The 26,341-nt window shown below is 71.8% G+C and carries 21 protein-coding genes; 19 read left to right on the forward strand and 2 right to left on the reverse strand.

Translation table 11 applies throughout. From position 1 onward, the window contains the following. Positions 1-18: 18 nt before the first annotated feature. The 17 genes from DFR41_RS06155 (at position 19) to DFR41_RS06230 (ending at position 22,138) form a co-directional block, all read left to right on the forward strand. Positions 19-1,191, forward strand: coding sequence for a hypothetical protein (locus DFR41_RS06155; protein ID WP_114802049.1), 1,173 nt, complete (start codon positions 19-21; stop codon positions 1,189-1,191). A gap of 11 nt (positions 1,192-1,202) precedes the next feature. After that, a complete protein-coding gene (locus DFR41_RS06160) occupies positions 1,203-3,167 on the forward strand; it encodes a caspase family protein (RefSeq protein WP_114802050.1) in 1,965 nt (654 codons plus the stop codon). Positions 3,168-3,204: 37 nt separating this feature from the next. Next, positions 3,205-3,759 carry a type VI secretion system tube protein Hcp gene (locus DFR41_RS06165; RefSeq protein WP_017762180.1) on the forward strand — a complete coding sequence of 185 codons (555 nt, stop codon included), beginning with the start codon at positions 3,205-3,207 and terminating at the stop codon, positions 3,757-3,759. Positions 3,760-3,792: 33 nt separating this feature from the next. Further along, positions 3,793-4,659, forward strand: a complete 867-nt coding sequence (locus DFR41_RS06170) for a type VI secretion system accessory protein TagJ (protein ID WP_017762179.1) — start codon at positions 3,793-3,795, stop codon at positions 4,657-4,659. Beyond that, a complete protein-coding gene (tssE, locus tag DFR41_RS06175) occupies positions 4,652-5,176 on the forward strand; it encodes a type VI secretion system baseplate subunit TssE (protein ID WP_244917662.1) in 525 nt (174 codons plus the stop codon). Before DFR41_RS06170 ends, tssE begins: the two co-directional genes overlap by 8 nt. A 9-nt stretch (positions 5,177-5,185) precedes the next feature. Next, the gene (gene tssF, locus DFR41_RS06180) at positions 5,186-7,078 is read left to right on the forward strand and encodes a type VI secretion system baseplate subunit TssF (protein WP_114802051.1); all 1,893 of its coding nucleotides are present in this window, start codon (positions 5,186-5,188) and stop codon (positions 7,076-7,078) included. Next, complete coding sequence (tssG, locus tag DFR41_RS06185) at positions 7,075-8,196, forward strand: type VI secretion system baseplate subunit TssG (protein WP_244917663.1); 1,122 nt, start codon at positions 7,075-7,077, stop codon at positions 8,194-8,196. The genes tssF and tssG overlap by 4 nt, the downstream gene beginning before the upstream one ends. 42 nt (positions 8,197-8,238) lie before the next feature. Next, positions 8,239-10,953 (forward strand): type VI secretion system ATPase TssH, encoded by a 2,715-nt coding sequence (gene tssH, locus DFR41_RS06190; RefSeq protein ID WP_114802052.1) that lies wholly within the window; start codon positions 8,239-8,241, stop codon positions 10,951-10,953. A 44-nt stretch (positions 10,954-10,997) separates the two neighbouring features. Next, on the forward strand, positions 10,998-12,056 hold the full coding sequence (locus DFR41_RS06195) for a M35 family metallo-endopeptidase (protein ID WP_114802053.1): 1,059 nt from the start codon (positions 10,998-11,000) through the stop codon (positions 12,054-12,056). A 37-nt stretch (positions 12,057-12,093) separates the two neighbouring features. Beyond that, positions 12,094-12,429, forward strand: coding sequence for a hypothetical protein (locus DFR41_RS06200; protein WP_017758253.1), 336 nt, complete (start codon positions 12,094-12,096; stop codon positions 12,427-12,429). Beyond that, complete coding sequence (locus DFR41_RS27660; RefSeq protein WP_170159317.1) at positions 12,426-12,929, forward strand: hypothetical protein; 504 nt, start codon at positions 12,426-12,428, stop codon at positions 12,927-12,929. The genes DFR41_RS06200 and DFR41_RS27660 overlap by 4 nt, the downstream gene beginning before the upstream one ends. After that, positions 12,926-14,359 carry a tetratricopeptide repeat protein gene (locus tag DFR41_RS06205; protein WP_170159318.1) on the forward strand — a complete coding sequence of 478 codons (1,434 nt, stop codon included), beginning with the start codon at positions 12,926-12,928 and terminating at the stop codon, positions 14,357-14,359. Before DFR41_RS27660 ends, DFR41_RS06205 begins: the two co-directional genes overlap by 4 nt. 19 nt (positions 14,360-14,378) lie before the next feature. After that, entirely contained in the window at positions 14,379-17,270 is a 2,892-nt protein-coding gene (locus tag DFR41_RS06210) for a type VI secretion system Vgr family protein (protein ID WP_114802055.1), read from the forward strand. A gap of 6 nt (positions 17,271-17,276) precedes the next feature. Continuing rightward, positions 17,277-19,868 (forward strand): DUF2169 family type VI secretion system accessory protein, encoded by a 2,592-nt coding sequence (locus DFR41_RS06215; protein ID WP_114802056.1) that lies wholly within the window; start codon positions 17,277-17,279, stop codon positions 19,866-19,868. Between the two features lie 88 nt (positions 19,869-19,956). Continuing rightward, a complete protein-coding gene (locus DFR41_RS06220) occupies positions 19,957-21,015 on the forward strand; it encodes a pentapeptide repeat-containing protein (protein ID WP_244917664.1) in 1,059 nt (352 codons plus the stop codon). Positions 21,016-21,032: 17 nt separating this feature from the next. Then, entirely contained in the window at positions 21,033-21,713 is a 681-nt protein-coding gene (locus DFR41_RS06225) for a DUF3540 domain-containing protein (protein WP_114802057.1), read from the forward strand. Between the two features lie 29 nt (positions 21,714-21,742). Beyond that, complete coding sequence (locus DFR41_RS06230) at positions 21,743-22,138, forward strand: DUF4150 domain-containing protein (RefSeq protein ID WP_114802058.1); 396 nt, start codon at positions 21,743-21,745, stop codon at positions 22,136-22,138. A gap of 5 nt (positions 22,139-22,143) precedes the next feature. Here DFR41_RS06230 and DFR41_RS06235 read toward each other — a convergent pair whose 3' ends face one another. Further along, on the reverse strand, positions 22,144-22,716 hold the full coding sequence (locus tag DFR41_RS06235; RefSeq protein WP_017757306.1) for a hypothetical protein: 573 nt from the start codon (positions 22,714-22,716) through the stop codon (positions 22,144-22,146). 194 nt (positions 22,717-22,910) lie between these two features. Here DFR41_RS06235 and tagH point away from each other — a divergent pair, with 194 nt between their 5' ends. Both tagH and DFR41_RS06245 read left to right on the forward strand, forming a co-directional pair. Beyond that, positions 22,911-24,851, forward strand: coding sequence for a type VI secretion system-associated FHA domain protein TagH (gene tagH / locus DFR41_RS06240; protein ID WP_114802059.1), 1,941 nt, complete (start codon positions 22,911-22,913; stop codon positions 24,849-24,851). Positions 24,852-24,903: 52 nt separating this feature from the next. Beyond that, complete coding sequence (locus tag DFR41_RS06245) at positions 24,904-25,677, forward strand: PP2C family protein-serine/threonine phosphatase (RefSeq protein ID WP_017759096.1); 774 nt, start codon at positions 24,904-24,906, stop codon at positions 25,675-25,677. A 114-nt stretch (positions 25,678-25,791) separates the two neighbouring features. Here the strand turns inward: DFR41_RS06245 and DFR41_RS06250 are convergent, their stop codons facing one another. Beyond that, positions 25,792-26,283, reverse strand: coding sequence for an Hcp family type VI secretion system effector (locus tag DFR41_RS06250; RefSeq protein WP_043114613.1), 492 nt, complete (start codon positions 26,281-26,283; stop codon positions 25,792-25,794). Positions 26,284-26,341 lie beyond the last annotated feature (58 nt).

Consider the following 26,341-nt stretch of genomic DNA (forward strand, 5'->3'; position numbering starts at 1 on the left):
ACCATCAGGACGGATGCCATGCGCCCCCTCGACCTCTGGCCCCCGCTGGCCCACATCCGCAGCACGCTGGAAGGCCCGCCGGCGCGCCGCCCCGCCGCGGGCCCGGCGCGCGAGGGCGAACCTGCCGCTGCCGAAGCAGGCGCCCCGGCCGACCTGCTGCTGCCGCTGACCGAGCTGGCCCGCCGCCGCGAAGCCCTGGCCGCCCGCGGCTTCGGCGCGCGCTGGGCGCCCGGGCGGTTGCTCTCCGTGCTGTGCGACGGGCGCATGCTGGGCGTGCTGCTCGACCGCCTGCTGCCCGACGGCCGCTGGCAGGGCTGGCTGGCCGCGGGCGAGGCCGACTGGGCCGGCGCCTGGGACGTGCTGCTGGAGCCGCAGGACGAGCCCTTCGAGCCGCTGTTCGGCGTGGTGCAGGCCTGGAACCCGGTCACGCTGGTGCCCGCGCCGCAGCTGTGCGCGCGCGTGCTGGGCGAGCTCTCGGCCACCCGGCTGGCGGCCGTGCGCGCCGTGGCCGACGAATGGGCCGCGCAGCGCGTGGGCGCCCCTGCGGGCGCCGTGCCCGCCACCCCGCCCGCGCCGGGGCAGATCGCCTTGCGCGGCGTGGCCGGCTGCTTCACGGTGCTCACCGGCACGCCGCTGGCGGACGAGGGCGATCCGCGGGCCGACTACCAGGGGCTCTACCAGCAGGCCGCGCGGCGGCTGGCGCAGTCGGCGGCGCCGGCCGGGCTGGCGGGGCGCACGCAGGCGCGTTCCGCGGCGTCGCCGGCGGGCGGCCAGGCACGCAGCGGCGGCCGCGAGGACGACGCCGGCCCGCTCGGCCGCTTCCTGCGCCGCCTGGGCGGTGGCGCAGGCGGCTTCCGCGGCACCTGGGGCCCGGCGCTGGCCGTGCTGGCGCTGGTGCTCGTGGTGCAGAACGCCGGCCTGCTGCCCGCCCTGCACGGCGGCGACGACGACGCCATGCGCCTGCGCGATGCGCCGCCCACCGCGCCCGCCGCGCCGCAGGTCGACGCGCGGGTGCGCTGGAAGCCCGGCACCGACATGGCCGATGCCGCCCGCCTGCTGCAGACGGCCGGTGCCCAGGCCGTCGCCGGGCCGGACGGGCAGGGCCGCTGGTCGCTGCGGCTGCTGCAGCCGCAGGACGGGCTGGCGGTGTTGCGTTCCTCGCCGCTGGTGGACGCGGTCGAGCTGCCTTGAAAGCCGTCCCCATGCGCCGACTCGCCCTGTTGCTGCTGCTCGCGCTGGCCGCCCTGCCGGCCGCGGCCGTGCAGCGCGCGTTGCTGGTGGGCGTCTCGGAGCTGCCCTTCCAGCCGCAGAACCTGTGGCTGCAGGCCCCGCGCAACGACGTGCTCTTGATGCGCGAGGTGCTGCAGCAGCAGGGCTTTGCGCCGGCCGACATCGCCACGCTCGCCGACGGCGTGCCCGGCGCGCAGCCGCCCGACAGCCGGGCCATCGGCCAGGCGCTGCAGCAACTGCTGGCCCGCTCGGGCCAGGGCGACTTCGTGCTGCTGTACTTCTCGGGCCACGGCACGCGACTGCGCGACACGGCCAAGCGCTACCAGGAGCCCGACGGCCTGGCCGAGAACTTCCTGGCGCGCGACGTGCGGGGAACCATCGGCGGGGGCCGCGCTCTGAACGGCGGCGTGCGCGACGTCGACGTGGACGGCTGGATCCAGGCCTTCCTCTCGCGTGGCGTCTTCGTGTGGGCGGTGTTCGACACCTGTTCGGCCGCCTCCATGACGCGCAGCACCCGTGCCATCGACACCCCCGACCCCGGCCCGCCGGACGACGAGGTGCGCTGGCGCGGCGTGCGACCCGAACAGCTGACCGGCGGCGATGGCGCCGCGGTCCCCCCTCTGCCCGCCGCGCCGGCTACCGCCGCCGTGCCGCGTGCCCGTTACGTGGCCTTCTTCGCTTCGGAGAGCCACCAGGTCACGCCCGAGCTGCGCCTGCCGCGCGGCGATCGGCAGGCCCGTCCGCACGGACTGCTCACCTGGGCCCTCGCCCAGGGCCTGCAGCGCCGTCCCGCCACCTGGCGCGAACTCTTCAACGACGCGCTGGCGGCCTATCCGCCGGTCATCGACGAGCTGGAGCAGCGCTTTCCGCAGCGCGAGCTGCCCTCGCCGGTGGCTGAGGGCAGCCTGGACCTGCCCCTCTTCGACAACAGCACCCGCCCGCGCAGCACCCAGCCGGCCTGGCCTGCCCAGCGCACCGGCGCGAGCCTGTCGCTGGACGCCGGCCTGCTCGACGGGCTGGAGGCGCAGCAGGCGGTCACGGTGAGCGCCGTGCTGCCCGACGGCAGCGCACGCAGCGCCACGGCGCGACTGCAGGAGAGCACGCTGTCCCAATCGCGCCTGGCCGTGCCCGACAGCCTGCAGGACGCCGCCGGCGGCGCGCTGTGGAGCGTGGCGCCGGTGGAGCCGCCGTCCTCGCTGGTGCTGCGCGTGCGCACCGACCGGGCGCTGCCTGCCGGCATCAGCCTGGACTATCCGGCCGCCATCGAGTCGGTCGATGGCGACGCCGACCTGCTGTGGGCGCCGGCCGGCCGCGCGGGCCAGCGGCTGTCTCCGCTTTCGGCCGATGCGGCGCGCTGGACCGGCGCCGTGCCCGCGCCGCCACCGCTGACCAGCGACGCCGCCGTGCGCCGGCGGCTGGAGCTCATGGCCCAGCTCAAGTGGTTCGAGCGGCTGCAGCAACTGGCCGACGGCCGCCGCGTGGACGGGCTGGACCTGGCCATCGAGACCTGGGACGGCGAGCGCCTGGTGGCCAGCCGGCCCCTGCCGGTGGACAGCGTGGTCGCGCCTGCCGAGGGCCAGCGCCTGCGCCTGCTGGTGCGCAACGCCAGCGGCCATTCGCTGGACCTGGCCGTGCTGGCCCTGGACGCCCAGGGCGGCCTGTGGTCCGTCTACCCGGGCGAGGCCGGCGAGGCCAACCGCTTCGAGCGCGGCCAGCCGCAATCGCCCGCCATGAAGCGCTTCGACCTGCCCGCGGGCGCGGCCGGCCGGCTGCTGGTGGTGGCCAGCCCCGCGCTGCCGCAGAGCGCGCCGCGCCTCTTCGGCCTGTCGGGCGCCGCCCCGCTGGCGGACCTGCGCGTGCGCGGCCAGGCGCGGCCCGACCGCGAGCGGCAGGTGCTGGCCGTGGCCGTGCGCTGGGGCGCGGCCCGGGCGCCCTGACCGTGTCCATCTCCCATCCAAGACGACGAGGAACCCCATGTCATTCAACCAGGACCAGCAGATCGACGCCGACGAGGCGCTGCGCATGCTCGAACTCTCGCTCAACCGCAGCGACAACATCGACGTCGTCATGACCCTCGAAAGCAAGGGCGCGCAGATCGAAGGCGAATCCACCCGGCCCTTCGCCGATGGCAAGAAGCGCATGGCGGTGCTGGGCTACTTCAGCGCCGTGCGTGCCGATGCGGCGCCGGGCGGCACCAAGTCCAAGCTGAGCATGAACGCCATGCTGATCGTGCGTCGCTGCGACGCGGCCACGGCCTCCATCGCCAACCTGATCAAGTCGCAGGCCAGCGATGCCAAGGTCGTGCTGTCTTGCTTCAAGGCGTCCGGCGACTCCTCGAAGGAGCAGGAATCGACGCTGGAGATCGCGCTCAGCGACGCCCGCCTGGCCAACTACGTGCTGGTGACCGGCGGCAGCGCGGGCTACCCGTGCGAGATCCTGGCCTTCGCCTACCGCAAGCTGAGCATCGCCTCCGCCCCGCAGCTCAACGACGGGCGCCGCGGCGCCGTGCGCATGGCCGAACTGGGCTGACTGTCCCCGACCCCGTCCACCAAGGAGCCCCGAATGAGCACCCCCGAAGAACTGCTGGCCGCCCATGACCCCGCCGGCGCCCTGGCCGCCCTCACCGCGCAGGTGCGCGCCAGGCCGGCCGACATGAAGCTGCGTGTCTTCCTGGCCCAGCTGCTGTGCGTGCTGGGCCAGTGGGAGCGGGCGCTGAACCAGCTCAGCGTCGCGGCCGAGATGGACGCCGCCGCCATCCCCATGAAGCAGATGTACGGCGAGGCCATCCGCTGCGAAGGCCTGCGCGCGGAGGTGTTCGCGGGCAAGCGCACGCCCATGATCTTCGGCCAGCCCGACGAATGGCTGGCGCTGCTGGTGGAATCGCTGCTGCGCATCGGCGCGGGCGATGCCGCGGCCGGCGAGCAGCTGCGCGAGCGCGCCTTCGACGCGGCCCCCGCCACCTCGGGCACGCTCGACGGCCAGCCCTTCGAATGGCTGGCCGACGGCGACATGCGACTGGGCCCGGTGCTGGAGGCCTTCGTCAACGGCCGCTACTACTGGGTGCCCTTCTCGCGCCTGGCGGCCGTCAAGATCGAGGCGCCCGAGGACCTGCGCGATGCCGTGTGGATGCCGGCGCACCTGACCTTCGCCAATGGCGGCGAGGCGCTGGCCCTGATCCCCACGCGCTACGACGGCAGCCAGGCCAGCAGCGACGGCGCGCTGCAACTGGCGCGCAAGACCGAATGGCAGGAGCGCGCGCCCGAGGTGTGGACGGGCCTGGGCCAGCGCAGCTTCAGCAGCGATGAAGGCGAGCATGCGCTGATGGACGTGCGCGAGATCGTGTTCGACGTCGTGATGGACGCCGGTGCGGCCGAGGCCGGCCAGGGCGACGCCCAGGACGCCACCCAGGACAGCGCCGCCGGTGGCTGAGCCGCGCGACATCGCGAGTGCGCAGGAGCGCCTGCAGCCTTCGCTGCTCGACCGGCTGGTGGACCTGGAGCCCGGCCGCGAGCGCGAGGGCGACGACCAGCGCACGCTCACCCGCCAGGCGCTGCGCGCCGCGGTGCTGCGCGACCTGGCGTGGCTCTTCAATGCCACCGGCGAATTGCGGGGCCTGGACGAGCGCCGCCATCCGCAGGCGGCCCGCTCGGTGCTGAACTACGGATTGCCTATGCTGTCCGGCCAGTTCACCTCGTCGATCCAGCGTGTCAGCATGGAACAGGCGCTCAAGAACGCGATCCTGCAGTTCGAGCCCCGCATCCTGCCCCGCACCCTGGAAGTTGAACTCGTCATGGAAGGCTCCGCCCTGGACTCCCACAACCGCGTCGGTCTGCAGATCCGCGGCATGCTGTGGGCGCAGCCGGTGCCGCTGGAGTTCCTGATGCGAAGCCGCATCGACCTGGAAGAAGGGCGCGTCGACATCGAGCAGGCCACGCCACCGCGCTGAGGGCACACCATGGACCCCCGGCTGCTGAACCTGTACGAGCAGGAGCTGCGCTACTTCCGCGAGAGCACGTCGGAGTTCGCACGCACCTTTCCGAAGATCGCCCACCGCCTCGGCCTCGAAGGCCAGGAGGTCGCCGACCCCTATGTGGAGCGGCTGATCGAGGCCACGGCCTTCCTGGCCGCGCGGGTCAACCTCAAGCTCGACGCCGACTATCCGCGCTTCACCGGCCACCTGCTCGACATCGTCCATCCGCACTTCCTGGCGCCCACGCCGGCCATGACGGTGTGTGCCTTCGATGTTGAACTGGAAGACGCCAATCTGGCCCGCGGTCCGGTGCTGCCGCGCGGCAGTGCGCTGCGCGCCAGGGCGGCCGGCGGACAGAACACGCACTGCGAATTCCGCACCGGCCAGGACCTGCGCGTGTGGCCCGTGTCGCTCACGCAGGCGCAGTACTTCAGCTATGCGCCCGACCTGCCGCTCGCGCGGCATCCGCGCGCGCGCGAGATCCGTGGCGGCCTGCGCTTCACGCTGCAGGCCACCGCCGGACTGAACTTCGGCCAGATCCCCATGGACGAGCTGTCGCTGCACTTCGGCGGCGCGGACGACGTGGCCTGGCAGCTGCATGAATGCGTGCTCAACCGGCCGGTGGCCGTGTGGCTGCGGCCCCTGGGTGCGGGCGGCGCCAGTGGCGCTGGCTTGCGCGAGCTGCCCGGCAGCACCGTGCAGGAGTGCGGCTTCGACGACGACGAAGCGTTGCTGCCGGTCACCAATACCGGCTTCTCGGGCTTCCGGCTGGTGCAGGAGTACTTCGCCTGCCCCGAGCGATTCCGCTTCGCGCGGCTCACCGGGCTGGCGCCGCTGCTGGCCACCATGCCGGTGACCGAGGTCGAAGTGGTGATCCTGTTCTCACGCGGCGATGCGGCGCTGGAGAAGCTGGTGGGCCCCGACAACGTCCGGCTGCACTGCGTGCCGGTCGTCAACCTCTTTCCCAAGCGGCTGGACCGCGTGCAGGTGGGCGAGGGCGTGAGCCAGTTCCACCTGCTGCCCGACCGCACCCGGCCGCAGGACTTCGAGGTGCATTCGGTGACCGAGGTCATCGGCCACAGCGGCACGGTGCAGGGCGAGGGCGTGCAGGAGCAGCGCTTCCTGCCCTTCTACGCGGCCTTCCACGGCAGCCGCCATGTGCATCCGGCCTACTACACGACCACGCGCGAGCCGCGACTGCTGTCCGCGCGCCAGCGCAGCGAGGGCCATCGCAGCAGCCACATCGGCTCGGAGGTCTACCTGCAGATCGTCGATCCGCAGCAGGCGCCCTTTCCGACGCAGCTGCGGCAGCTGGCGGTCTCGGCGCTCGTCACCAACCGCGACCTGCCGCTGCTGCTGCCTCAGGGCCGCGACAACGACTTCGACTGCATGGAGGCCTTTCCGGTCAGGCGCGTGCGCATGCTGCGCGCGCCCTCGCGGCCGGTCTCGCCGGTGGTGCAGGACGGCCTGGGCTGGAAGGTGATCGACCATCTGGCGCTCAACTACCTCTCGCTGGCCGACAGCTCGCCGCAGCAGGGCGCGGCGGCGCTGCGCGAGATGCTGCAGCTGTATGCCTCCCATGCGGACGAGGCGCGCCAGGCGCAGGTGCGCGGGCTGCTCTCGGTGCGCACGCGGGCGCTGGTGCGCCGCCTGCCGCTGCCCGGGCCGCTGGCCTTCGGCCGCGGCCTGGAGGTGGCGCTGGAGGTGGAGCCCTCGGCCTTTCACGGCGGCAGCGTGTTCCTGTTCGGTGCCGTCATGTCGCGCTGGCTGGCGCGGCATGTGGAGGTCAACCATTTCGTCGAGACCGTGCTGCAGGCCGCCGGCCGCGGCGAGCTGATGCGCTGGAGGCCGCAGTGCGGGACCCGGCCGATCCTGTGAGCACGAGCGGCGCGCCCGACTCGCCGGCCGCGCCCGCGCCCACCTCCGCGCGCGTCGGCGCGGCGCAGCTGCTGGCCGAGCGGGCCGAGCAGGCCTGGGCCTATGACTACTTCGCGCTGATGCGCCGGCTCGAAGCCACCGACCTGTCGGCCCCGCGCTGGGGCCATGCGCTGCGGCCGTCCGCCGAGCCGGTGCGGGTGGGGCAGGAACCCTCGCTGGCCTTCGCGCCCGCCGGGCTCAGCCGCTTCGAGCTGCCGCAGGGCGATGGCCGGCCGCCGCTGATCCGCCAGCATTTCTTTGCCTACGTGGGCCCCAACGGCCCGCTGCCGGTGCACCTGTCGGACTTCATCCGCGAGCGGGCGCTCAACCATGGCGATCGCACCTGGCTGGCCTTCCTCGACACCTTCCTGCACCGCTTCGCGCTGCAGTTCTATCGCGCCTGGTCGCAGGCGCGGCCCGCGCCCGGCATGGACCGGCCGGGCGAGGATCCCTTCCGCCGCCGCGTGGGCGCGCTGGTGGGCATCGGCGGCGCCGCAAGGCAGCGGCGCGATGACATTCCCGACGACGCGCGCCTGCACTTCTCGGGCTGGCTCGCGCGCCGCGTGCACAGCGCAGAGGGCGTGGAGCAGGTGCTGTCGGGCTTCTTCGAGGTGCCGGTGCGGCTGGAGCGCTGGGTGGGCCACTGGATGACGCTGCCCGGTGACGAGTTGACGCGCCTGGGCGCGAGCAATCCCAACACCGCCTCGCGCACGCTGGGCCTGGGCGCCGTGCTCGGCCGCCGGGTGTGGGACCGGCAGCACAAGGTCTGCCTGCATCTCGGTCCGCTCACCCTCGAGCAGTACCTGCGCTTCCTGCCCAACGGCAGCGCGCGCGGCCCGCTGGTGCGCTGGGTGCAGCAGCTCCTGGGCGGCGAGCTGGACTGGGACGCCCGCCTGCTGCTGCAGCGTTCGGAGGTGCCGCCCACCCGCCTGGGCAGCGGCGCGCGCCTGGGCTGGACCAGCTGGGTCGGCAGCCGTCCGCGCGAGCGCCATGCGGTGGACGTGCGCATTGCCGGTCCGTCGCACCTGTCCTCCATCGTCGCCGCGCCCGCGGCAGCCCCTGCCCATGTGGCCTTGTGAAAACACGCGCCGCCGTTCGTTCTGTCTCTACTGGAGAAACCCATGAGTGAAATCAGCCGCACCGCCCTCTTCGGCAAGCTGAATCCCCTGGCCTACAAGGCCATCGAAGGCGCGACGGTCTTCTGCAAGATGCGCGGCAATCCTTATGTGGAGCTGGAGCACTGGTTCGCCCAGCTGCTGCAGAACCAGGAGAGCGACCTGCACCGCATCGTGCAGCACTACGGGCTGGACATCTCGCTGCTGGCCAAGGACGTGACGGCCGCGCTGGACCGCCTGCCGCGCGGCGCCACCGCCATCAGCGACTTCTCGCCGCACATCGAGAACGCCATCGAGCGCGCCTGGACCTATGCCACGCTGCAGTTCGGTGAAGCCCAGGTGCGCACCGGCTACATCGTGGTCGGCATGCTCAAGACCCAGAGCCTGCGCAACCCCCTGCTGCAGCTGTCCAAGCAGTTCGAGAAGATCAAGGTCGAGGACCTGGCCGCCAACTTCGCGAAGATCTGCGACGCCTCGGCCGAGTCGAAGATGCGCGCGCAGGACGGCACCGGCATGGGAAGCGGCACGCCCGGCGAGGAGAGCGGCGCCATCGCGCCCGCCGCGATGGGCAAGGGCGATGCGCTCAAGAAGTTCACCACCGACCTCACCGAGCAGGCCCGCAGCGGCAAGATGGATCCCATCGTCGGCCGCGACGACGAGATCCGCCAGGTGGTCGACATCCTGATGCGCCGGCGCCAGAACAACCCCATCCTGGTGGGTGAGGCCGGCGTCGGCAAGACGGCGGTGGTCGAGGGCTTTGCCCAACGCATCGCCCGCGGCGACGTGCCGCCCGCCCTCAAGGACGTGAAGCTGCTGGCTCTGGACGTGGGCCTGTTGCAGGCCGGTGCCAGCATGAAGGGCGAGTTCGAGCAGCGCCTGCGTTCGGTGATCGAGGAGGTGCAGGCCAGCGAGCAGCCCATCATCCTGTTCGTCGACGAGACCCACACCCTGGTGGGTGCCGGCGGCGCGGCCGGCACCGGCGACGCGGCCAACCTGCTCAAGCCCGCCCTGGCGCGCGGCACGCTGCGCACCGTGGGCGCCACCACCTGGGCCGAGTACAAGAAGTACATCGAGAAGGACCCGGCGCTGACCCGCCGCTTCCAGAACGTGCAGGTCGACGAACCCGACGAGCGCAAGGCCATCCTGATGATGCGCGGCGTGGCCAGCACCATGGAGAAGCACCACCAGGTGCAGATCCTGGACGAGGCGCTGGAAGCCGCCGTCAAGCTGAGCCACCGCTACATCCCGGCGCGCCAGCTGCCCGACAAGAGCGTGAGCCTGCTGGACACCGCCTGCGCCCGCGTGGCCGTGAGCCTGCATGCCACGCCGGCCGAGGTGGACGACAGCCGCAAGCGCATCGAGTCGCTGGAGACCGAGCTGCAGATCATCGGCCGCGAGAAGGCCATCGGCATCGACGTGGCCGAGCGCGAGCAGGCAGTCAATGCCGAGCTGGCCGCCGAGCGCGACCGCCTGGGCGACCTCGAAGGCCGCTGGGGCCAGGAGAAGGCACTGGTGGACGAGCTGCTGGCATTGCGCGCCAAGCTGCGCAGCGGCGGGCAGCCCGTGGAAGGCACCGGCAGCACGTTGGAGGCCCAGGCCGCCGCCGAGGCGCAGCAGCCCGAGGGCGTGGACCGCGAGGCCGCGCTGGCGCGTCTGAAGGACGTGCAGGCCGAACTCACCACGCTGCAGGGCGAGTCGCCACTGATCCTGCCCACGGTGGACTACCAGGCCGTGGCCGCCGTGGTGGGCGACTGGACGGGCATCCCCGTCGGCCGCATGCAGCGCAACGAGATCGACACCGTGCTCAAGCTGCCGACCCTGCTGGGCCAGCGCGTGATCGGCCAGGACCATGCGATGGAGATGATCGCCAAGCGCATCCAGACCAGCCGTGCCGGCCTGGACAACCCCAGCAAGCCCATCGGCGTGTTCATGCTGGCCGGCACCTCGGGCGTCGGCAAGACCGAGACCGCCCTGGCGCTGGCCGAGGCGCTGTACGGCGGCGAGCAGAACCTCATCGTCATCAACATGAGCGAGTACCAGGAGGCGCACACCGTCAGCTCGCTCAAGGGCGCGCCGCCCGGCTACGTGGGCTACGGCGAAGGCGGCGTGCTGACCGAGGCCGTGCGCCGCAAGCCCTACAGCGTGGTGCTGCTCGACGAGGTGGAGAAGGCGCACAGCGACGTGCACGAGCTGTTCTTCCAGGTCTTCGACAAGGGCTTCATGGAGGACGGCGAAGGCCGCACCATCGACTTCAAGAACACGCTCATCCTGCTCACCACCAATGCCGGCACCGACCTGATCGCCAGCATGTGCCGCGACCCCGAGCTGATGCCCGACCCCGAGTCGATGGCCAAGGCCCTGCGCGAGCCGCTGCTCAAGGTCTTCCCGCCCGCGCTGCTGGGCCGGCTGGTGACCATTCCCTACTACCCGCTGTCGGACGAGATGCTGGGCAGCATCGTGCGGCTGCAGCTGGGCCGCATCAAGAAGCGCGTCGAGGCCCGCTACAAGATCCCGTTCGAGGTGGGCGACGACGTGGTCAAGCTGGTCGTCAGCCGCTGCACCGAGAGCGAATCGGGTGGCCGGATGATCGACGCCATCCTCACCAACACCATGCTGCCCGACATCAGCCGCGAGTTCCTCAACCGCATGCTGGCGGGCGAGCCGATCACCGGTGTCCGGGTGCTGGTGGAGAACAACAACTTCGCATACCGGTTCGACTGACACCGGCCCTTCCACCGACCACACCAGGAGTTCGAGAGGCGACCATGCCCTATACCGTCAATGATCTCTACACCACCCGCCACGGCGAACTGATCGAGAACCTGAAGGACGGCGACTTCCCCAGCTCGACAGACTGGGTGAGTGTCATCTCGGACTCCCGCGCGGTCGTCACGGCCCGGGGCTACAACACCGACAAGTACGCCGCCTGCGAGAGCCTGCGCAGCCGGGTCAAGGCCGGTGCCAAGAAGAGCGTCAAACCCGTGGCCACCATGATGACGGCCGCCGGCGTGACCAGCCTGCCTTCGGCGGGCAGCAAGGCCATTCCCGCGGGCGTGTCCAAGCGCGTCGCGGCCCTGGAAATGCTGCGCCATCTCTGGATGGTCAAGAAGTCGGGCAGCCACAAGCTGTGGGTGCTTTCGCTGCCCGAGGCCTACAAGGACTGGCCTGCCGAGGCCCTCAAGGGCAAGGACTACGACGCGCTGGGCCATATCGTCAATGACGAGAGCTCGCACTTCAGCGCCGAGGACCGCAAGCACCTGGGTCAGTCGTCGCAGAACGGCCTGCGCTGGATCCAGAAGGCCATGGTGGTGTGCACCTCGCCCGACAAGAAGAAGCACATGGCGATCCTGCGGCGCTGGTTCGCCGATGCCAACACCAAGGACGAGGACCTCAAGGCGGTCGCGGCCACGCTGAACGAAGGCCTCAAGGGCATGGCGGCGTCCATCCGCTCCAACTTCCTGCTGATCGCCGACATGCCGAAGGACCGCGGCAGCGACTCTTCCCGGCGCACCAATGCCTTCGTGTTCTCCAATGAGGCGATCGACGTGATCTATGTCGAGGGGGCCTTCTTCGGAAAGAACGACACCTTCCAGGGCCTGAAGAACTGGACGCGCATCGTGGTGCACGAGCTGAGCCACCGCGTGGCCAAGACCGCGGACCACCGCTACCGCCACCATGCCAAGGGACTCAAGCCGGATGCGGCCGATCCCAACTTCACCGGCGCCAAGGCACAGGCCAACGCCGACAGCTGGGCCATGTTCTGCATGGACTGCGCCGGCGAGATGACCAAGGGCGACTACACCAAGGTGCAGGTCTCGGAATGAGCGCCGCCGCCACCGATCCCACAAGCGAGGTGAAACCATGATGTTCGAAGCTTCCGGTGACCGCATCGGTCCTCCCGAGGTTCCTCCCGTCGAACGCGACGGTGTGCGCTATGCACAGGCCGCCGACGGCCGCGCGCTGGGCCATGCGCAGCAGTGCGGTGTGCTCGAGGCCACCGATGCACGAACGGGCGCGGCCCTGTGGTCGCTCGTCGTCTATGGCAACCAGGCCGATCCGGCGCTGGAGGCCGACGTGCAATGGGTGTACTTCCAGTCCATGGCCTTCGACGGGGCGGGACGGCTGCGCATCGAGAACGAGGACGGCCAGGCCTTCCTTGTGGATGTGGACACGCGTACGGTGAAGGCCGCGCCGTGACACGCATCGGGCTGACGGGTGTCCTGATGGCGGCCAGCCTCCTGGCCGCCTGCGGCGACCGTCGGCCGGCCGAAGGCGCTGCGGCGTCCAGGCCCTCCGCCGCTGCGCCAGCACCCGCGCCGGCGACTGCGGCGCCGGCCCAGGCGGATGCTGCCCTCGTGGCGCCCGCGGGCCAGGGCGACCGCATCGCGCCGCCGGTGGTGCCGCCCGTGTCGCGCAACGGCGTGCGCTATGCACAGGCGGCCGATGGGCGCAGCCTGGGCTGGTCCCAGGTCGGCGGTGTGCTGGAAGCGATCGACGAAGCATCCGGCAAGCGGCTGTGGTCGCTGCCGGTGTATCGCCAGGCCGCCGATCCCCAACGCGAGGCCGACGTCCAATGGGTGTTCTTCCGCAGCATGCGCCTGCAGCCGGACGGCACCTTGCTGATCGAGAACGAGGACGGCGAACAGTACCGGGTCGACGTGGAGCAGCGCAGCAGCACGCGCCGACGCACGCCATGAATCGCCGCGCAACTCCTGGCGCCTTCGCGCAACGGCCGCCGCAGCGCGTGAAGGCTGCGGTCGCCGCCGCCGCGGCACAGGCCACGGCGGGACCGCCGACCCTGGAGGTCGACCCGGCGCAGGCGCTGCGTCTGGCCATCGGCCTGCATCGCGAGGGCCGCCTGGACGCGGCCGAGCGCATCTACCGGGCCCTGGCCGGCAGCGGCGAGGGCGACGCCAATGCCCTGCACTTCCTCGGCATGCTGCTGCACCAGCGGGGCCGCTCCGACGAAGCACTGGCCCTGATGCGGCGCTCCATCGCCGCAGACCCGACGGTGGCCGACTGGCACAGCAACCTGGGCAACGTGTTGCTGGAGCGGGCCCGCCTGGACGAGGCGGCCGAGGCCTATGAAGAGGCGCTGCGGCTGGCGCCCGAGCGGTCCGCGTTCCACAACAACCTGGGCGTGCTGAGGCGGGAGCAGGGCCGCTTCCCCGAGGCGCAGCAGGCCTATCGCCGTGCGATCGAGCTGGCGCCCGGGCAGTCCGATGCCTATGCGAACTGCGGCAACCTGCTGCTGGCGATGGGCCAGCCCGAGCAGGCCCTGGCCATGTTCTTCGAGGCGCTCGTGCGCGCGCCGCATCATGCGAAGACCAAGCGCCTGCTGGGCATGGCCTATTTCAACCTGGGCCGGCTGGAGGAAGCCGTGGCGGTGTACCGCGCGTGGCTGGCCGAAGAGCCCGGCAATGCCGAGGCGGCCCACCATCTGGCGGCCTGCTCCGGCGAGCAGGTGCCCGAGCGCGCGGCCGACGGCTATGTGGAGCAGGTGTTCGACGGCTTTGCCGGAAGCTTCGATGCCAAGCTTGCGATGCTGCACTACCGCGCACCGTCGCTGGTCTCCGGGCAACTGGCGGCCTGTGTGGGCGCCCCGCGCGCCGCCCTGGACATCCTCGATGCCGGCTGCGGCACGGGCCTGTGCGGCCCCTTGCTGGCGCCGTTCGCGCGCACGCTTGAAGGCGTGGATCTTTCGGCCGGCATGCTGGCCCGGGCCGAGCCGCGGCAGGTCTATCACCGTCTGGTCAAGGCCGAGCTCACCGCCTTTCTGCAGCAGAGCGAAGCGGCCAGCCGCGACGTGATCGTCTCGGCCGACACCCTGTGCTACTTCGGCCGCCTGTCGCCCGTGTTCGAGGCCGCCCAGACCGTGCTGCGTCCTGGCGGCTGGCTCATCTTCACGCTGGAGGCCGTCGACCCGGACCTGCACGGGCCGCTGCCCGGTGACCCGTCCGACGGCTTCATCCTCAACCCCCACGGCCGCTACAGCCACGACGGCGCAGCGGTGCGTGCCGACCTGGAGGCCGCCGGCATGGAGCCTGTGGCCTTCGATTCCGTGCATCTGCGCAACGAGAACGCCCGGCCCGTGCAGGGCTGGCTCGTGGCCGCCCGCCGTCGCTGACCCACCCGACATCGCCACCATGGCCACACAGGAATTCCGCATCGAAAGCGACTCGCCCGTCAACGGCGAGCTCATGTTCTGGGGCCTGGTCGGCCACGAGGGCCTGAGCCGGCCGGCGGCCTATGAGCTGTCGGTGCTCTCCAAGGCCAACGACCTGGACGCGCGCGACGTGCTGGGCCATGCCTTCGACGTGGTGGTGGAGTTCCTGGACCCGGGGGGCAACACGCACGAGCGGCATTGCCAGGGGCATGCGGTGCGCTTCGCGCGCCTGGGCGCGGTGGGGCGCTACTTCGAGTACCGCATCACCCTGCGCTCCTGGTTCTGGCTGCTGACCAAGCGCATCAACGCCCGCATCCACCAGGACCGCAGCGTGCTGGAGGTGATGGACGCCACCTTCGAGGACAGCGCCATCAAGCGCTTCAAGAAGACCAAGCCCAGCGGCGTGGTCGGCGAGCACAAGCCGCGCACCTACTGCGTGCAGTTCGAGGAGAGCGACTACGACTTCATCTCGCGCCTGCTGGAGGACGAGGGCATCTACTACTGGTTCGACGCGCACGACGCGCCGGGCACCATGCTGCTGGCCGACGGCGCCGGCACCGCCCACGACAAGCTGCCGGTGGTGCACGAGCTGCCCATGGCCACGGGCGGCGGCGAGGAGCGCTTCGACGAGATCCTGCGTTGGTGCGATGCGCAGTCGCTGGGCAGTGGCCGCTATGCCTCGCGCGACAGCGACTTCAAGAAGATCCGCACGGTGCTCAAGTCGGACGCCGACGCCTCCGGCGAGCACGAGTTGAGCGATCTGGAGGTGTTCGAGTTTCCGGGCGGCTACTTCGAGAACGGCGCGCTCAACCTCAAGCTGGGTGCACGCATCGACCAGATGGTGTCCGAGCGGCGGCAGCACTGGGCGCTGACGGCCTGGCCCGACGTGGCCGTGGGCCGCTGCTTCGACTTCAGCGGCGACCCGGACGGCACCCGCGATGGCGCCTACCTGATCGCCGGCTGCACGCTGGTGCTGATGCATCCCGGCTACGAGGGCATGGACGCGCCGCCGCGCGACGGAGCGGCCGGGCGCCTGTTGGCGGCGCTGCTGGCCGACGACGCCGTCAACGCCCAGGTGCTGGACGCACTGGGCCGGCTGGTGGCGGAGGAGCCGCTGCTGCACACCGGGCGGCGCGGGGCGGGCCTGTTCCTGCTCACGGCGCTGCCGGCGGAGACCACCTTCAAGCCGCCGCGGCTCACGCCGCGCGTGCGCATGCCCGGGCCGCAGTCGGCCATCGTGGTGGGCGCGCAGGGCAAGGAGCACGACGTGGACGCCTTCGGCCGCGTCAAGGTGCACTTCCACTGGGACCGCTACGACGAGAGCAACGAGAAGTCCACCTGCTGGATCCGCGTGTCGCAACCCTGGGCCGGCAAGGGCTGGGGCGGCTACTTCGCGCCGCGCATCGGGCAGGAGGTGGTGGTCGACTTCCTCAATGGCGACCCGGACCGGCCGCTGATCATGGGCCGCGTCTACAACGACGACCAGCCCATTCCCTATCCCAGCGCCACGCAGAGCGGCTTCAAGACGCGCTCCACGCCCGGCGGCGGCCCCTCGAACTACAACGAGATCATGTTCGAGGACAAGAAGGGCGCCGAGCTGGTCAACATCCATGCCGAGCGCAACATGTCGACCTCGGTGGAGGTGGACGACTCGGTGAGCGTGGGCCGCGACCAGAGCGAGACGGTGGACCGCGACCGCACGTCGAAGGTCGGCCGCAACGAGACCACGGTGGTGGTCGAGAAGCAGGAGAACACCGTCGGCCAGCGCCAGGTCAACACCATCGGCGGCGGCGGGCAGCTCACGCAGGTGGCGGGCTTCCAGGAGAACATCTACCACGCCGGCCAGAAGACCTCGGTCAAGGGCATGCAGGGCCTGATCGTCACGGCCAACCAGGACGTGGCCATCGGCGGCTTCCAGAAGACGGCCATCGGCGCCAACATGGACGTGGGCATTGCCGGCTTCCACACGGTGTCGGTGGGCTCGGACACGGCCTTCATCACCAACGGCAACACCAAGATCCAGTCCGGCGGCGACCACAACGACGTGACCAATGGCAAGCACGCCATCATGGCCAACGAGGTCAAGATCGTCAGCAACTCGAACGTGACGACGATGGCGGTGGCCAACATCGACGCGACCTCGGTGGGCTCCAACACCACGGTGCTGGGCGCCAACTCCAGCGGCTACATCGGCACCAACAGCGAGGCCAACATCGGCATCGCGCGCTCCACCTTCATGGGCATGAGCATGGAGAACGCGCTGGCGATGAGCATCTCGAACTTCGCGGGCATCCAGATGGAGAACGTGCTCGCGGTGAAGCTCGCGAACAGCGCCGGGCCCAACCTCACCACCGAGGCCCTGTGGGTGGACATCTCCCCCATGAAGATCCTGCAGGCGGGCGCGCCGAGCGCGGCAGCCGCCGCGGCCGCGTCGCAGGCCGGCGCCATCGTGGCGGCCGTGATGGGGGTTGGCGCGGTCATCCGCGGTGCGTTCGATGTGGCCGCCACGATCAAGCAGTACGTGGATGCGGCCAAGGCGCTGGAGGACGCCGCCAAGGAGGCGAAGGCCCAGGGCCTCACCGATCTGTCCGGCCGCCTGGACCGCATGGCGACGACGGCCCGGTTGCGCGCGGTCGAAGGCGGCGCAGCCGCCGTCAATCCCGGTGCGCTGGCCGTGGTCGTGGCGGGCGAGAGCGTCAACTCCGACGTGGGCATGGCCAAGACCGTGTGGGACACGGTGACCGGCGCCGAGGAGGCCGGCCCCGCCAGTGCAGGCCTGGACGGCCCGGCCAAGCCGGGCGTGCCGCCCATGCCCGACTTGCCGGCCATGCCCGAGATGCCCAAGCCCTATCAGCCGCCCGGGGGGCAGTGAGCACCGATGCAGGTCCACAAGCCCATGTCGCTGGGGCTCGCCACGCGCCCCATCGAATACCGCCGCCGCTTTGGCCTGTGCATCACGGCCAGCCTGCACATTCCCTTTGCCCAGGCCGAAGGCGGCACCCTGTGGGGCGAGCAGTCGATGTGGAGCTTCCTGGCCGAGGAGATGGCCGTGCCCCTGATCGACGAGGGCATCGCCAAGCTCACCCCCGAGTTCCTGGTGCACGGCCGCGCCCATGCCGATCCCGCGCGCCCTGGCGCCTGCGCGGTGCGGGCGCAGGTGGGCCCGCTGCAGAAGACGCTGCTGGTCTTCGGCGAGCGGCACTGGCACGGCGATCGGCCCAGCGCCCCGCAGCCCTTCGAGTCCCTGCCGCTGGACTGGGCCCATGCCTACGGCGGCGCCGACTTCGCGCTCAACCCTGCGGGCCGGGGCCGCACGGCCGTGGACGGCGTGCACTGGCTGCCCAACATCGAGTCGCCCGCGGCGCGGCTGCAGCAGCCCGACCAGGCCGTGCCGCCCGCCGGCTTCGGCGCGCTCGAACCCCTGCACCCGTGGCGCGCCGCGCACCGCGGCACCTACGACGAGACCTACCTGCGCGAGCATGCACCCGGCTTCGCGCCCGACCTGGACTGGCGCCACTTCAACATGGCGCCGCCGGACCAGTGGTTCGAGCAGCCGCTGCGTGGCGACGAGGCCTTCGCCTTCGACCACCTGCATCCCACCCGGCCCCGCGTGGAAGGCCGGCTGCCCGGGCTGCGGGCGCGCGTCTTCGCCGACTACGCACTGGCGGGCGGCGAGACCCGGCTGCGCGAGGTGCCGCTGCGGCTGACCACGCTGTGGTTCTTTCCGCACGCGGAGCGGGCCATCGCCCTGTTCCAGGGACTGGCCGAGATCGCCACCGACGATGGCAGCGACATCCGCTGTCTGCTGGGTGCCGTGGAGCGCGTCGGCGCACCGCGGGACGATGCCCACTATGCCGCCGTGCTGGACAAGCGGGCCGACCCGGCCATGGGGGCCCTGCAGGCGCTCAACGACGCGGACCTGTTGCCCGAGGGCCTGGACGACCTGGACCCCGACGCCGAACTGCGCAAGCAGGCCTTCGCGGGCGACCAGCTGCAGGCCGAAGCCCAGCGCCGCCGCGCGGAGTCCGAAGTCACCCTGGCGAGGGCGCAGGCCCGCGCCCTCGGCAGGGATCCGGACGCGCTGGGGTTGCGGATGCCGCCGGTGGACCGTGCGCCGACGCGGCCGGCCGAACTGGTGGCCTACCTGGAGCGTCAGCAGAAGGAGGCGCAGCGTCAGCACTGGGCCATGCTCGACGACGTGTTGACGCAGGCCGAGAAGGCGCTGGAGATGGCCGCCCGCCAGAAGCTGGACTTGCCCGCGCTGGCGCATCGTGGGCCGCCGCGCTTCAATGCCGAGGAGCGCCTGGCCGAGATGGCGGCGCTGGCCCAGGGCCGGGCCTTCGACCGGCCAGGCATGCACGCCGGCCTGGTCCGGCAGGAGGCGGCCGAGCGCATGGGCTACCTGCAGTCGGCCCATGCCCAGCTGCCTGCCGCGCCCATGGCGCCTGCGCCCGCCCGCGCGCTGCGCGCCGAGATCGAGCGCGCCGTGGCGGTCGGCCTGCGTCAGTTCGCGCGGATGGACCTGACGGGCGCCGACCTGTCGGGCCTGGACCTGCGTGGCTGCGACTTCTCCGGCGCCTGGCTGGAGAGTGCCAACCTCTCGCAGGCCAACATCTCCGGCGCCGACTTCACGGCCGCCGTGCTGGCGCATGCGGACCTGCGGGGCGTGGTCGCCGTCGGCACCCGGCTGATGGGCGCCAACCTGGGCCGGGCGCGGCTGTCCGGCGCGGTCTTCGACGAGGCCCAGCTCGAGCAGGCCACGCTGATGCACTGCGGGTTCGGCGACACGCAGTGGCGGCGCGCCACCCTGACGGGTGCGATGCTGTTCGAGAGCCAGTGGGGCCGGGTGGACTGGACCGGTGCGGTGGCGCCGGGCCAGACCTTCCACAAGCTCGACCTCCAGGGCCTGGTGCTGGCCGAGGCCGACCTCACGGCCGCGACCTTCATCGAATGCGCGCTCGATGGCGTGGACCTGCGGGGCGCCCGCCTGTCGCAGGCCACCTTCATGGGGTGCCGGCTGGCCGGGGCCCGCCTGGGCGGCGCACTGCTCGATGGCGCGGTCTTCGCACAGCAATGCGATGCCGCCGGCGCCGATTTCAGCCAGGCGCGGCTGGTCGGTGCCAACCTGGGCAGCATGGGCCTGGCGGGCGCGCGCTTCGCGCAGTCGCGGCTGGACGGGGCCTTCCTGTGCGAGGCCGACTGCACCGGTGCCGACCTGCGCCTGGCGAGCGCGCAGGGCGCCCTGCTGCGGCGCACGCGGCTGCGGGGTGCGCAGATGGCCGGCATCAACCTCAAGGACGCCGTGCTCCAGCATGCCGACCTGCGCGGTGCCGATCTGCGCCGCAGCAACCTCTTTGCCGCCGACCTGTCGCGCGTGCGGCTCGACGGCGACGTGCGGCTGGAGGGCGCACTGCTCACCCGTGCACGCACCTGGCCGCGGCTGACGCCGCAACAGCAGGAGGCGGCATGACCCGGTGCGCCTTCCTTTGCCACTGCACCTGGCCGAGCCGGGGCCGCACGCAGCCGCCTCGGCGGACGCGGAATGGGGGGCGGCCGCTGTGACACTGTCCCTGCACACCCTGTCCGCGGCCGTGGCCGTCGGCGAACTGATCGAGGCACTGGATCTGCGCAAGGGCGCCTACGGCCGGGCCGACCTGGGGGGCGGCATCTTCAGCCGGTGCCAGTTCGGCGAGGCCGACCTGCGCGAGGCAGACCTGCGCGAATGCGTCTTCGACCAGTGCGACCTGCGCGGCGTGCTGATGGCGGGCGCGCTGCTGCGCAAGGCGGTGTTCAACCGCTGCCGGATGGACCATGCGGACCTGCGGTCCGCGATGCTGCACGGCGCGGTGCTCACCGAGTGCCAGGCCCCGCATGCCCAGCTGGGCCAGGCCCAGCTGTCGATGGCCCTGGTGAGCAAGACGCGCCTGGACCACGCGGTGCTGCGCGGGGCCGACCTGGACGCCGCCACCTTCAGCGAGACCAGTCTGCTGGACGTGGCCGCCGAAGAGGCGGTGTGGCGCCAGACGACGCTCTACCAGTGCGGCATGCAGCACATGAGCTGGCGCGGCGCCCGCCTGGAGCGCGTGGCCTTCGTCGGGGCGGTGCTGGCCGGCATGGACTTCAGCGGACTGGCGCTGCAGGGCTGCCAGTTCCTGCAGGCCGATCTGCGTGGCGCGGACTTCAGCGAAGCCCTGATCGCCGGATGCAACTTCCAGCAGGCCAGGCTGGACCAGACCCGCTTCGCGCGCGTGCGGGGCAGCCATGCGCTCTTCTGCCAGGCCGAAGGCAGCCAGGTGGATTTCCGCGAGGCGCAGCTGCGACAGGCACTGTTCACCGGCGCGCAGCTGCCGGGCGCCTGCTTTGCCGGCGCCGACCTGTTCCAGGTGCACCTGGCCGGCGCCGCGCTCGCCGGTGCCGACCTGCGGGGCGCCGAGCTGGCCCATGCCGACCTGCGTCATGCGGACCTGACCCAGGCCGACCTGCGTGGCGCGGGCCTGATGCGCACGGTGCTGCATGGTGCCCGCACCGAGGGCGCGCAGATGAGCGACCGTGCACGCGCGCTCGAGACCGATCCCGATCTGGCCCAGGCCGAACAATGGCAGCCCGTCGCGGGCTGAATCCCAGGAGCAACCCCATGTCCCCGAGCCCCCGCGCGGCAGCGCGTCCCTCTTCCCCCAGCCCCTCCGCCGCGACGGCCTCTCGCGCGGCCAAGGCCATCGATGCCGAATGGTGCGTGGGCGTGGTCACGGCATCCGGTGCCGAAGGGCTGGCGGTGGTCAGTGGTGGCCTGCAGGCCCAGGCCCGGCGCGCGGTGGGCTGCCTGCTGGCGCCGCGGTCCGGCGACACGGTGGCCTGCCTGCGCGTGGCGCCCGCGCAGTGGTGGGTCATGAACGTGCTGCAGCGCGACGAATCGGACGCGCCCCATCTGCTCAGCCTGCCCGGGGACGCCCTGCTGCAGGCGGAGGGCGGCACGCTGTCGTTGCAGGCCGAAGCGCTGGACCTGCGCGCCGGCCGCAGCCTGGCCATCACCGCGCCGCAGGCCCAGGTGGCGGTGGACGGTGCCGACGTGGTCGGACGCCAACTGCGCGTGAGCGCCGGCGTGCTCAAGCTGGTGGGCTCGGTGCTGTCGACGGTGATGGAGCGTGTGCAGCATCACAGCCGCCACTATCTGCGCCGCACCGAGGGACTGGACCAGGTGCATGCCACCCACCTGAACTGCGAGGCCGAGCAGACCCTGCGGCTGTCGGGCGAGCACGCGCTGGTCAATGGCGAGAAGCTGGTGAAGGCGCGGGGCGCGCAGATCCACTTCGGCTGACGCCTTTCATCCCCATCGAGGAGCGCCGCATGTTCGCCAACTGCCAGGTCATGGGAACCGACATGGGCTTCCCCGACGTCTGCCTCACACCGGCGGTGCCCTCGCCGATCCCGGTGCCGTATCCCAACATCGCCATGGGGCCGATGGCCATCCCCAACTGCCCGACCATCCTCATCATGGGCGGGCCGGCGCACAACCTGGGCACCACCATTCCCATGACCAATGGCGACAACGCGGGCGTGCTGCTGGGCGTGGCCTCGGGCACGGTGATGGGGCCGAGCCGGCACCTCACCGGCGCGTTCACCGTGCTGCTGCAAGGCATGCCGGCCTCCCGGCTGACCAGCATGTCGCTGCAGAACAGCACCAACTGCCCGGGCGTGCGCGTGGTGCCGAGCCAGCCGGTGGTGCTGCTGCTCGCGCCCTGAGAGCCTCAGCGCGGCGGCGGCGGCGTCCACTCGCGCGCGATGTCCTGCGGCGTCTTGGCCGGCGGGAAGTACAGCGACTCGCGCCGGTCCCAGTCGAGGCGCACCACGCTGTGGGCGAACTGCCGCAGCTCGTTGGACGCCGCCGTCGTCGATGCCTCGCGCTCGCGCCCATCGGTCAGCACCTCGCGCACCTGGCCCGTCTCGAAGCGCACGCGCATCACCAGTGGCGGGGCCGTGCCGTAGAGGCACCGCAGCCCGCTGTACACGTCCTGGATCTGTTCGCCGGAGCGCAGCCGCACGTCGTACTCGAGCAGGTTGCTCTTGGTGCGGTTGCCGGGGCCGTAGCGGCAGCGCGCCACCACTTCGTCGATCTCGCCGAGCCAGGCGCGGGCCTGCTGCGGGGCCTGGGGCAGCAGGCCGGGCGCCCACACGGGGTTCATGCGGCCGATCTCGGCGTCGATGGCCTTCTGCAGCAGGTCGGCCAGCACGGGGTTCGGCGTGTCGCCGGGTTGCTCACGGTCGCCGCCGCGGCCCTGGCAGGCGCCGAGCAAGGCGGACAGGAGGGTCAGGAGGCCCATGGTTCGACTCCTTGAAAGCAACGGCGGCATGCGCCGATTAGACGATCCGGGCGGTGCGTTTTCCAAAGCCCTGCGCACGGGCGACGGCATACCTCTTCCGGCGAGATTGCCAAGGCGTCGGGCCCTATGAATACTGGCCCGCACATCGGCGAGCGGCGGCCTCGCCGCCTTCGCGCGCAGCGGGAGCCCCATTCATGATCGAAATCGTCGTCGTCGGCCGTCAAGGCGCTCCGATGGGGCGGCCCATGGCCGCCCGCTTCGGCCCCCAGGGCGGCACCATCGGCCGCGCGGACACCAACACGCTGGTGCTGGACGACCCGGACCGCACCGTCTCGCGCGTGCATGCGCAGGTGCTGTGCCGCGGCGACCAGTACGTGATCGTGGACCGTGGCAGCAATCCGATGCAGTGCAACGGCGTGCCGCTGGGTGCGGGCAACGAGGCCGCGCTCGTGGGGGGCGAGCGGCTGGTGATCGGCAGCTTCGAACTCGCCGTGCAGCAGCTGGCGGCGGCCCCGTCGCCGAAGGCCGCGGCGATGGACCTGCCCACCGACTTCGGTGCGCCGGCGGCACCGAAGCCGGCCTTGCCCGACGACGATCCCTTTGCCGATCTGCTGGCGGGGCTTGCGCCGGCTGCAGCGCCGGCCCGTCCGCCGGCGGCGCCTGCGCCCTCGGCCGCGGGAGGGCGCGAGCTGCCAGCAGCCTTCGCCGATCCACTGGGCGCGGCGCCCCGTGCGGCCCCCGCATCGGCCGGCGATCCCTTCGGCGGTCTGCTGGGCGGCCTGCCGGCCGCGTCGGCGCCGCTCGACGACTTCTCGGACCTGGGCCTGCCCGCGGCCTCCAATCCCACGGCCAACGCGCAGCGCATCGACGATCTGTTCGGCCTCGGTCCCGCACCGGCGGGCGCCGATCCGCTGGCCCTGTCCCCATTGGCCGATCCGCTTTTGCAGCCCAACACCGCCGCAGCCGCGTCCGACCCCCTGGCGGCCCTGCAGCAGCGACCCGCGGCAAGCCAGGCGCCACGCAGCGACCACGCGCCCATCGGGCAGTTCGGCTTCACGCCGCCGCGGGCGAGCGCGCCCGCGCCTGCCGCGCGCCCGGCCGACGGTGGCGCCACCTTCGACGACACGGCCGGCGAGCCGATCCGCATCGGTCGCGCCTCGGTGCCGCGGCCGCCCGCGCCGGTGGCCGCGCCGTCGCCGCCTGCGCCGGGAGCGGCGGCGCCGACACTGCCCGTCGCGGGTGCATCGGCGGCAGTGCCCGATCCCTTTGCGGACCTGCTGGGCGACGAGCCTTTCGGTCCGTCGGCGGCCGCTGGCGGCGGCTTCGACGATCTGCTGGCGCCTGCCCCAGCGCCTGCGCCGGCCGCGGCGGTGGCGCCGGCGGTCGCTGCGCCCGCCCCGGTCGCCATGCCGCAGCCCGCGCCTGCGCCTGCGATGCCGGCCGCGCCGGTGCCTGCCATGGGGGTGCTGCCGTCGCCTGCCATGCCGACGGCCGGCGCCTTCGACGCAGGCACCGGCACCGGCACAGACTCGGGCGAACTGCTGGCGGCCTTCCTGCGGGGCCTGGGGGGCATGCACCAGCCGCCCGCGCAGCTCACGCCCGCGCTGATGGAGCGCATCGGCGTCATGCTGCGCAGCGCCACCGAAGGCACGCTGCAGCTGCTGCTGACGCGCCAGGAGCTCAAGCGAGAGGTGCGTGCCGAGGTCACGATGATCGCGGCGCAGGCCAACAACCCCCTCAAGTTCTCGCCCACTGTCGAGGTCGCCCTCGGCCATCTGCTGGGCCCGCAGCTGCGCGGCTTCATGCCCGCCGAGGCCGCCATGCGCGATGCCTACGACGACCTGCGCGCGCATCAGTTCGGCGTCATGGTCGGCCTGCGCGCGGCGCTGGCCGCGCTCATCGCCCGCTTCGGCCCCGAGGAACTGGAGAAGAAGATCGCCGCGCGATCGGCGCTGGACAGCCTGTTCGCGGCCAACCGCAAGGCCAAGCTGTGGGACCAGTTCACCGCGCTGTACGGCGCCATCGCCACCGAGGCCGAGGACGACTTCCACAGCCTCTTCGGCAAGGCCTTCCTGGAGGCCTACGAAGCGCAGATGGCCCGGCTGAAGCAGCCGCCCGGCAGCGGCACGACCTGAGACACCGAGAGGCAGGAGGCCCCAACGATGACAACTGCGACGAGGAGCGCGCGTGGAAATTGAGATCGTCACCCTGACCCGCCAGGGCGGGCGTGACTACAACGAGGACGTCTACGGCCACTGGTACGACGATCGCCATGTGCTGTGCCTGGTGGCCGATGGTGCGGGCGGCCATGGCGGGGGCGACGTGGCCGCGGCGACGGCCCGGGCCAGTCTGCTGGCAGGCTTTGCGCTCGAGCCCGGCCTGGCGCCGGGCCTGCTGCGCCAGCTCGTCGCGCAGGCCAACCAGGCCATCGTCGCGCGCCAGGCCGAGGGCGGCAAGCTCGCCGCCATGCGCACGACGCTGGTGATGGCGGCCATCGACCTGGAGGAACATGCCATGGTGTGGGCCCACAGCGGCGACAGCCGGGCCTACCTGTTCCGTGGCGGCGCCGTCGTGGCGCGCACCGTGGACCACAGCCTGGTGCAGCAGATGGTGGCCGGCGGCATGCTCGACGACGAGGGCGCGCGCCTGCATCCGCAGCGCAACGTGCTGCTGTCGGCGCTGGGCTCCGCCACCGAGCCGCCCCAGGTGGACATCTCGGACCGGATGCGCCTGGAGCCCGGCGATGCGCTGCTGCTGTGCTCGGACGGCGTGTGGGAGGTGGTGGGCGACGAAGGCCTGGCCGCCTGCCTGCATGCCTCGCGCACGCCGCGGCAATGGGTGGACCAGATCGACGCCCAGATCGTCGGGCGCGGCAAGCCCGGTCAGGACAACTACACCGCCATCGCCTTGTGGGTGATGCCCGACGGGCATGACGACGCCACGCGGCTGATGCCGGCCTGAGCGGCCGTGCCGCGCGCCTGCGCCGGTCGCCGTGCCGCGCTGCCCAGGCGCGAGGGGCCAAAAAGAACGCCGGCATCTGCCGGCGTTCTTTTTGAGGCGGTCGCCGCGCGGGGCTCAGCCGAAGGCCTTGTTCTCGGCGATGTTCCAGCCGGCGGTCTTGACACCCTTGCCGCCGCCCTTCTGCGTCTGCGGGTCGTACTCGAACTTCACCTTGGCGAAGTTCAGGGAGACGTTCTCGGTCAGGCGGTCCTCGCCGCCGCTGCCGCCGGTGGAGACGCTGGCGATGATCACTTCTTCCATCGTGATCTTGATGTATTCCAGCGGGTTGTCGCCGGCCTTGCGCACCACCAGCGTCATCTTGTCGTAGTGCGTGCCCTTGCAGCAGGCCAGGATCAGGGCGTGCGAGGCGGAGTCCACGTACTTGGTGATGCTGATGTCCTGCATGTTGACCTTGCCCGCACCGCCGCCACCGCCCTGGTGCATGGTGCCCGACTGGGACATGCCCCAGCTCCAGGCCAGGATGTCGATCTCCTCCTTGTGGTTGGCGTCCCTCGATTCGCCCTTGACGGGTTCGCCTTCGATCTTGAGGAACATGTCTACTGCCATGATGTGCACCTTTCAGTTGGGGTGGGTGTGATGGGGGCCTTCCTGCACAACCGCGGGA

Origin of the sequence: Pseudacidovorax intermedius (assembly GCF_003350475.1) — a bacterium.
Classification (GTDB): Bacteria; Pseudomonadota; Gammaproteobacteria; order Burkholderiales; family Burkholderiaceae_C; genus Xenophilus; species Xenophilus intermedius.

Excerpts from the sequence above, each read along its gene's own strand:
- DFR41_RS06215 (WP_114802056.1), top strand. The coding sequence starts at position 17,277 with ATGCAGGTCCACAAGCCCATGTCGCTGGGGCTCGCCACGCGCCCCATC.
- DFR41_RS06225 (WP_114802057.1), top strand. The coding sequence starts at position 21,033 with ATGTCCCCGAGCCCCCGCGCGGCAGCGCGTCCCTCTTCCCCCAGCCCC.
- tagH (WP_114802059.1), top strand. The coding sequence starts at position 22,911 with ATGATCGAAATCGTCGTCGTCGGCCGTCAAGGCGCTCCGATGGGGCGG.
- DFR41_RS06205 (WP_170159318.1), top strand. The coding sequence starts at position 12,926 with ATGAATCGCCGCGCAACTCCTGGCGCCTTCGCGCAACGGCCGCCGCAG.
- DFR41_RS06235 (WP_017757306.1), bottom strand. The coding sequence starts at position 22,716 with ATGGGCCTCCTGACCCTCCTGTCCGCCTTGCTCGGCGCCTGCCAGGGC.
- DFR41_RS06250 (WP_043114613.1), bottom strand. The coding sequence starts at position 26,283 with ATGGCAGTAGACATGTTCCTCAAGATCGAAGGCGAACCCGTCAAGGGC.
- DFR41_RS06160 (WP_114802050.1), top strand. The coding sequence starts at position 1,203 with ATGCGCCGACTCGCCCTGTTGCTGCTGCTCGCGCTGGCCGCCCTGCCG.
- tssH (WP_114802052.1), top strand. The coding sequence starts at position 8,239 with ATGAGTGAAATCAGCCGCACCGCCCTCTTCGGCAAGCTGAATCCCCTG.
- DFR41_RS06210 (WP_114802055.1), top strand. The coding sequence starts at position 14,379 with ATGGCCACACAGGAATTCCGCATCGAAAGCGACTCGCCCGTCAACGGC.
- DFR41_RS06195 (WP_114802053.1), top strand. The coding sequence starts at position 10,998 with ATGCCCTATACCGTCAATGATCTCTACACCACCCGCCACGGCGAACTG.
- DFR41_RS06165 (WP_017762180.1), top strand. The coding sequence starts at position 3,205 with ATGTCATTCAACCAGGACCAGCAGATCGACGCCGACGAGGCGCTGCGC.
- DFR41_RS06230 (WP_114802058.1), top strand. The coding sequence starts at position 21,743 with ATGTTCGCCAACTGCCAGGTCATGGGAACCGACATGGGCTTCCCCGAC.
- DFR41_RS06170 (WP_017762179.1), top strand. The coding sequence starts at position 3,793 with ATGAGCACCCCCGAAGAACTGCTGGCCGCCCATGACCCCGCCGGCGCC.
- DFR41_RS06200 (WP_017758253.1), top strand. The coding sequence starts at position 12,094 with ATGATGTTCGAAGCTTCCGGTGACCGCATCGGTCCTCCCGAGGTTCCT.
- DFR41_RS06155 (WP_114802049.1), top strand. The coding sequence starts at position 19 with ATGCGCCCCCTCGACCTCTGGCCCCCGCTGGCCCACATCCGCAGCACG.
- tssF (WP_114802051.1), top strand. The coding sequence starts at position 5,186 with ATGGACCCCCGGCTGCTGAACCTGTACGAGCAGGAGCTGCGCTACTTC.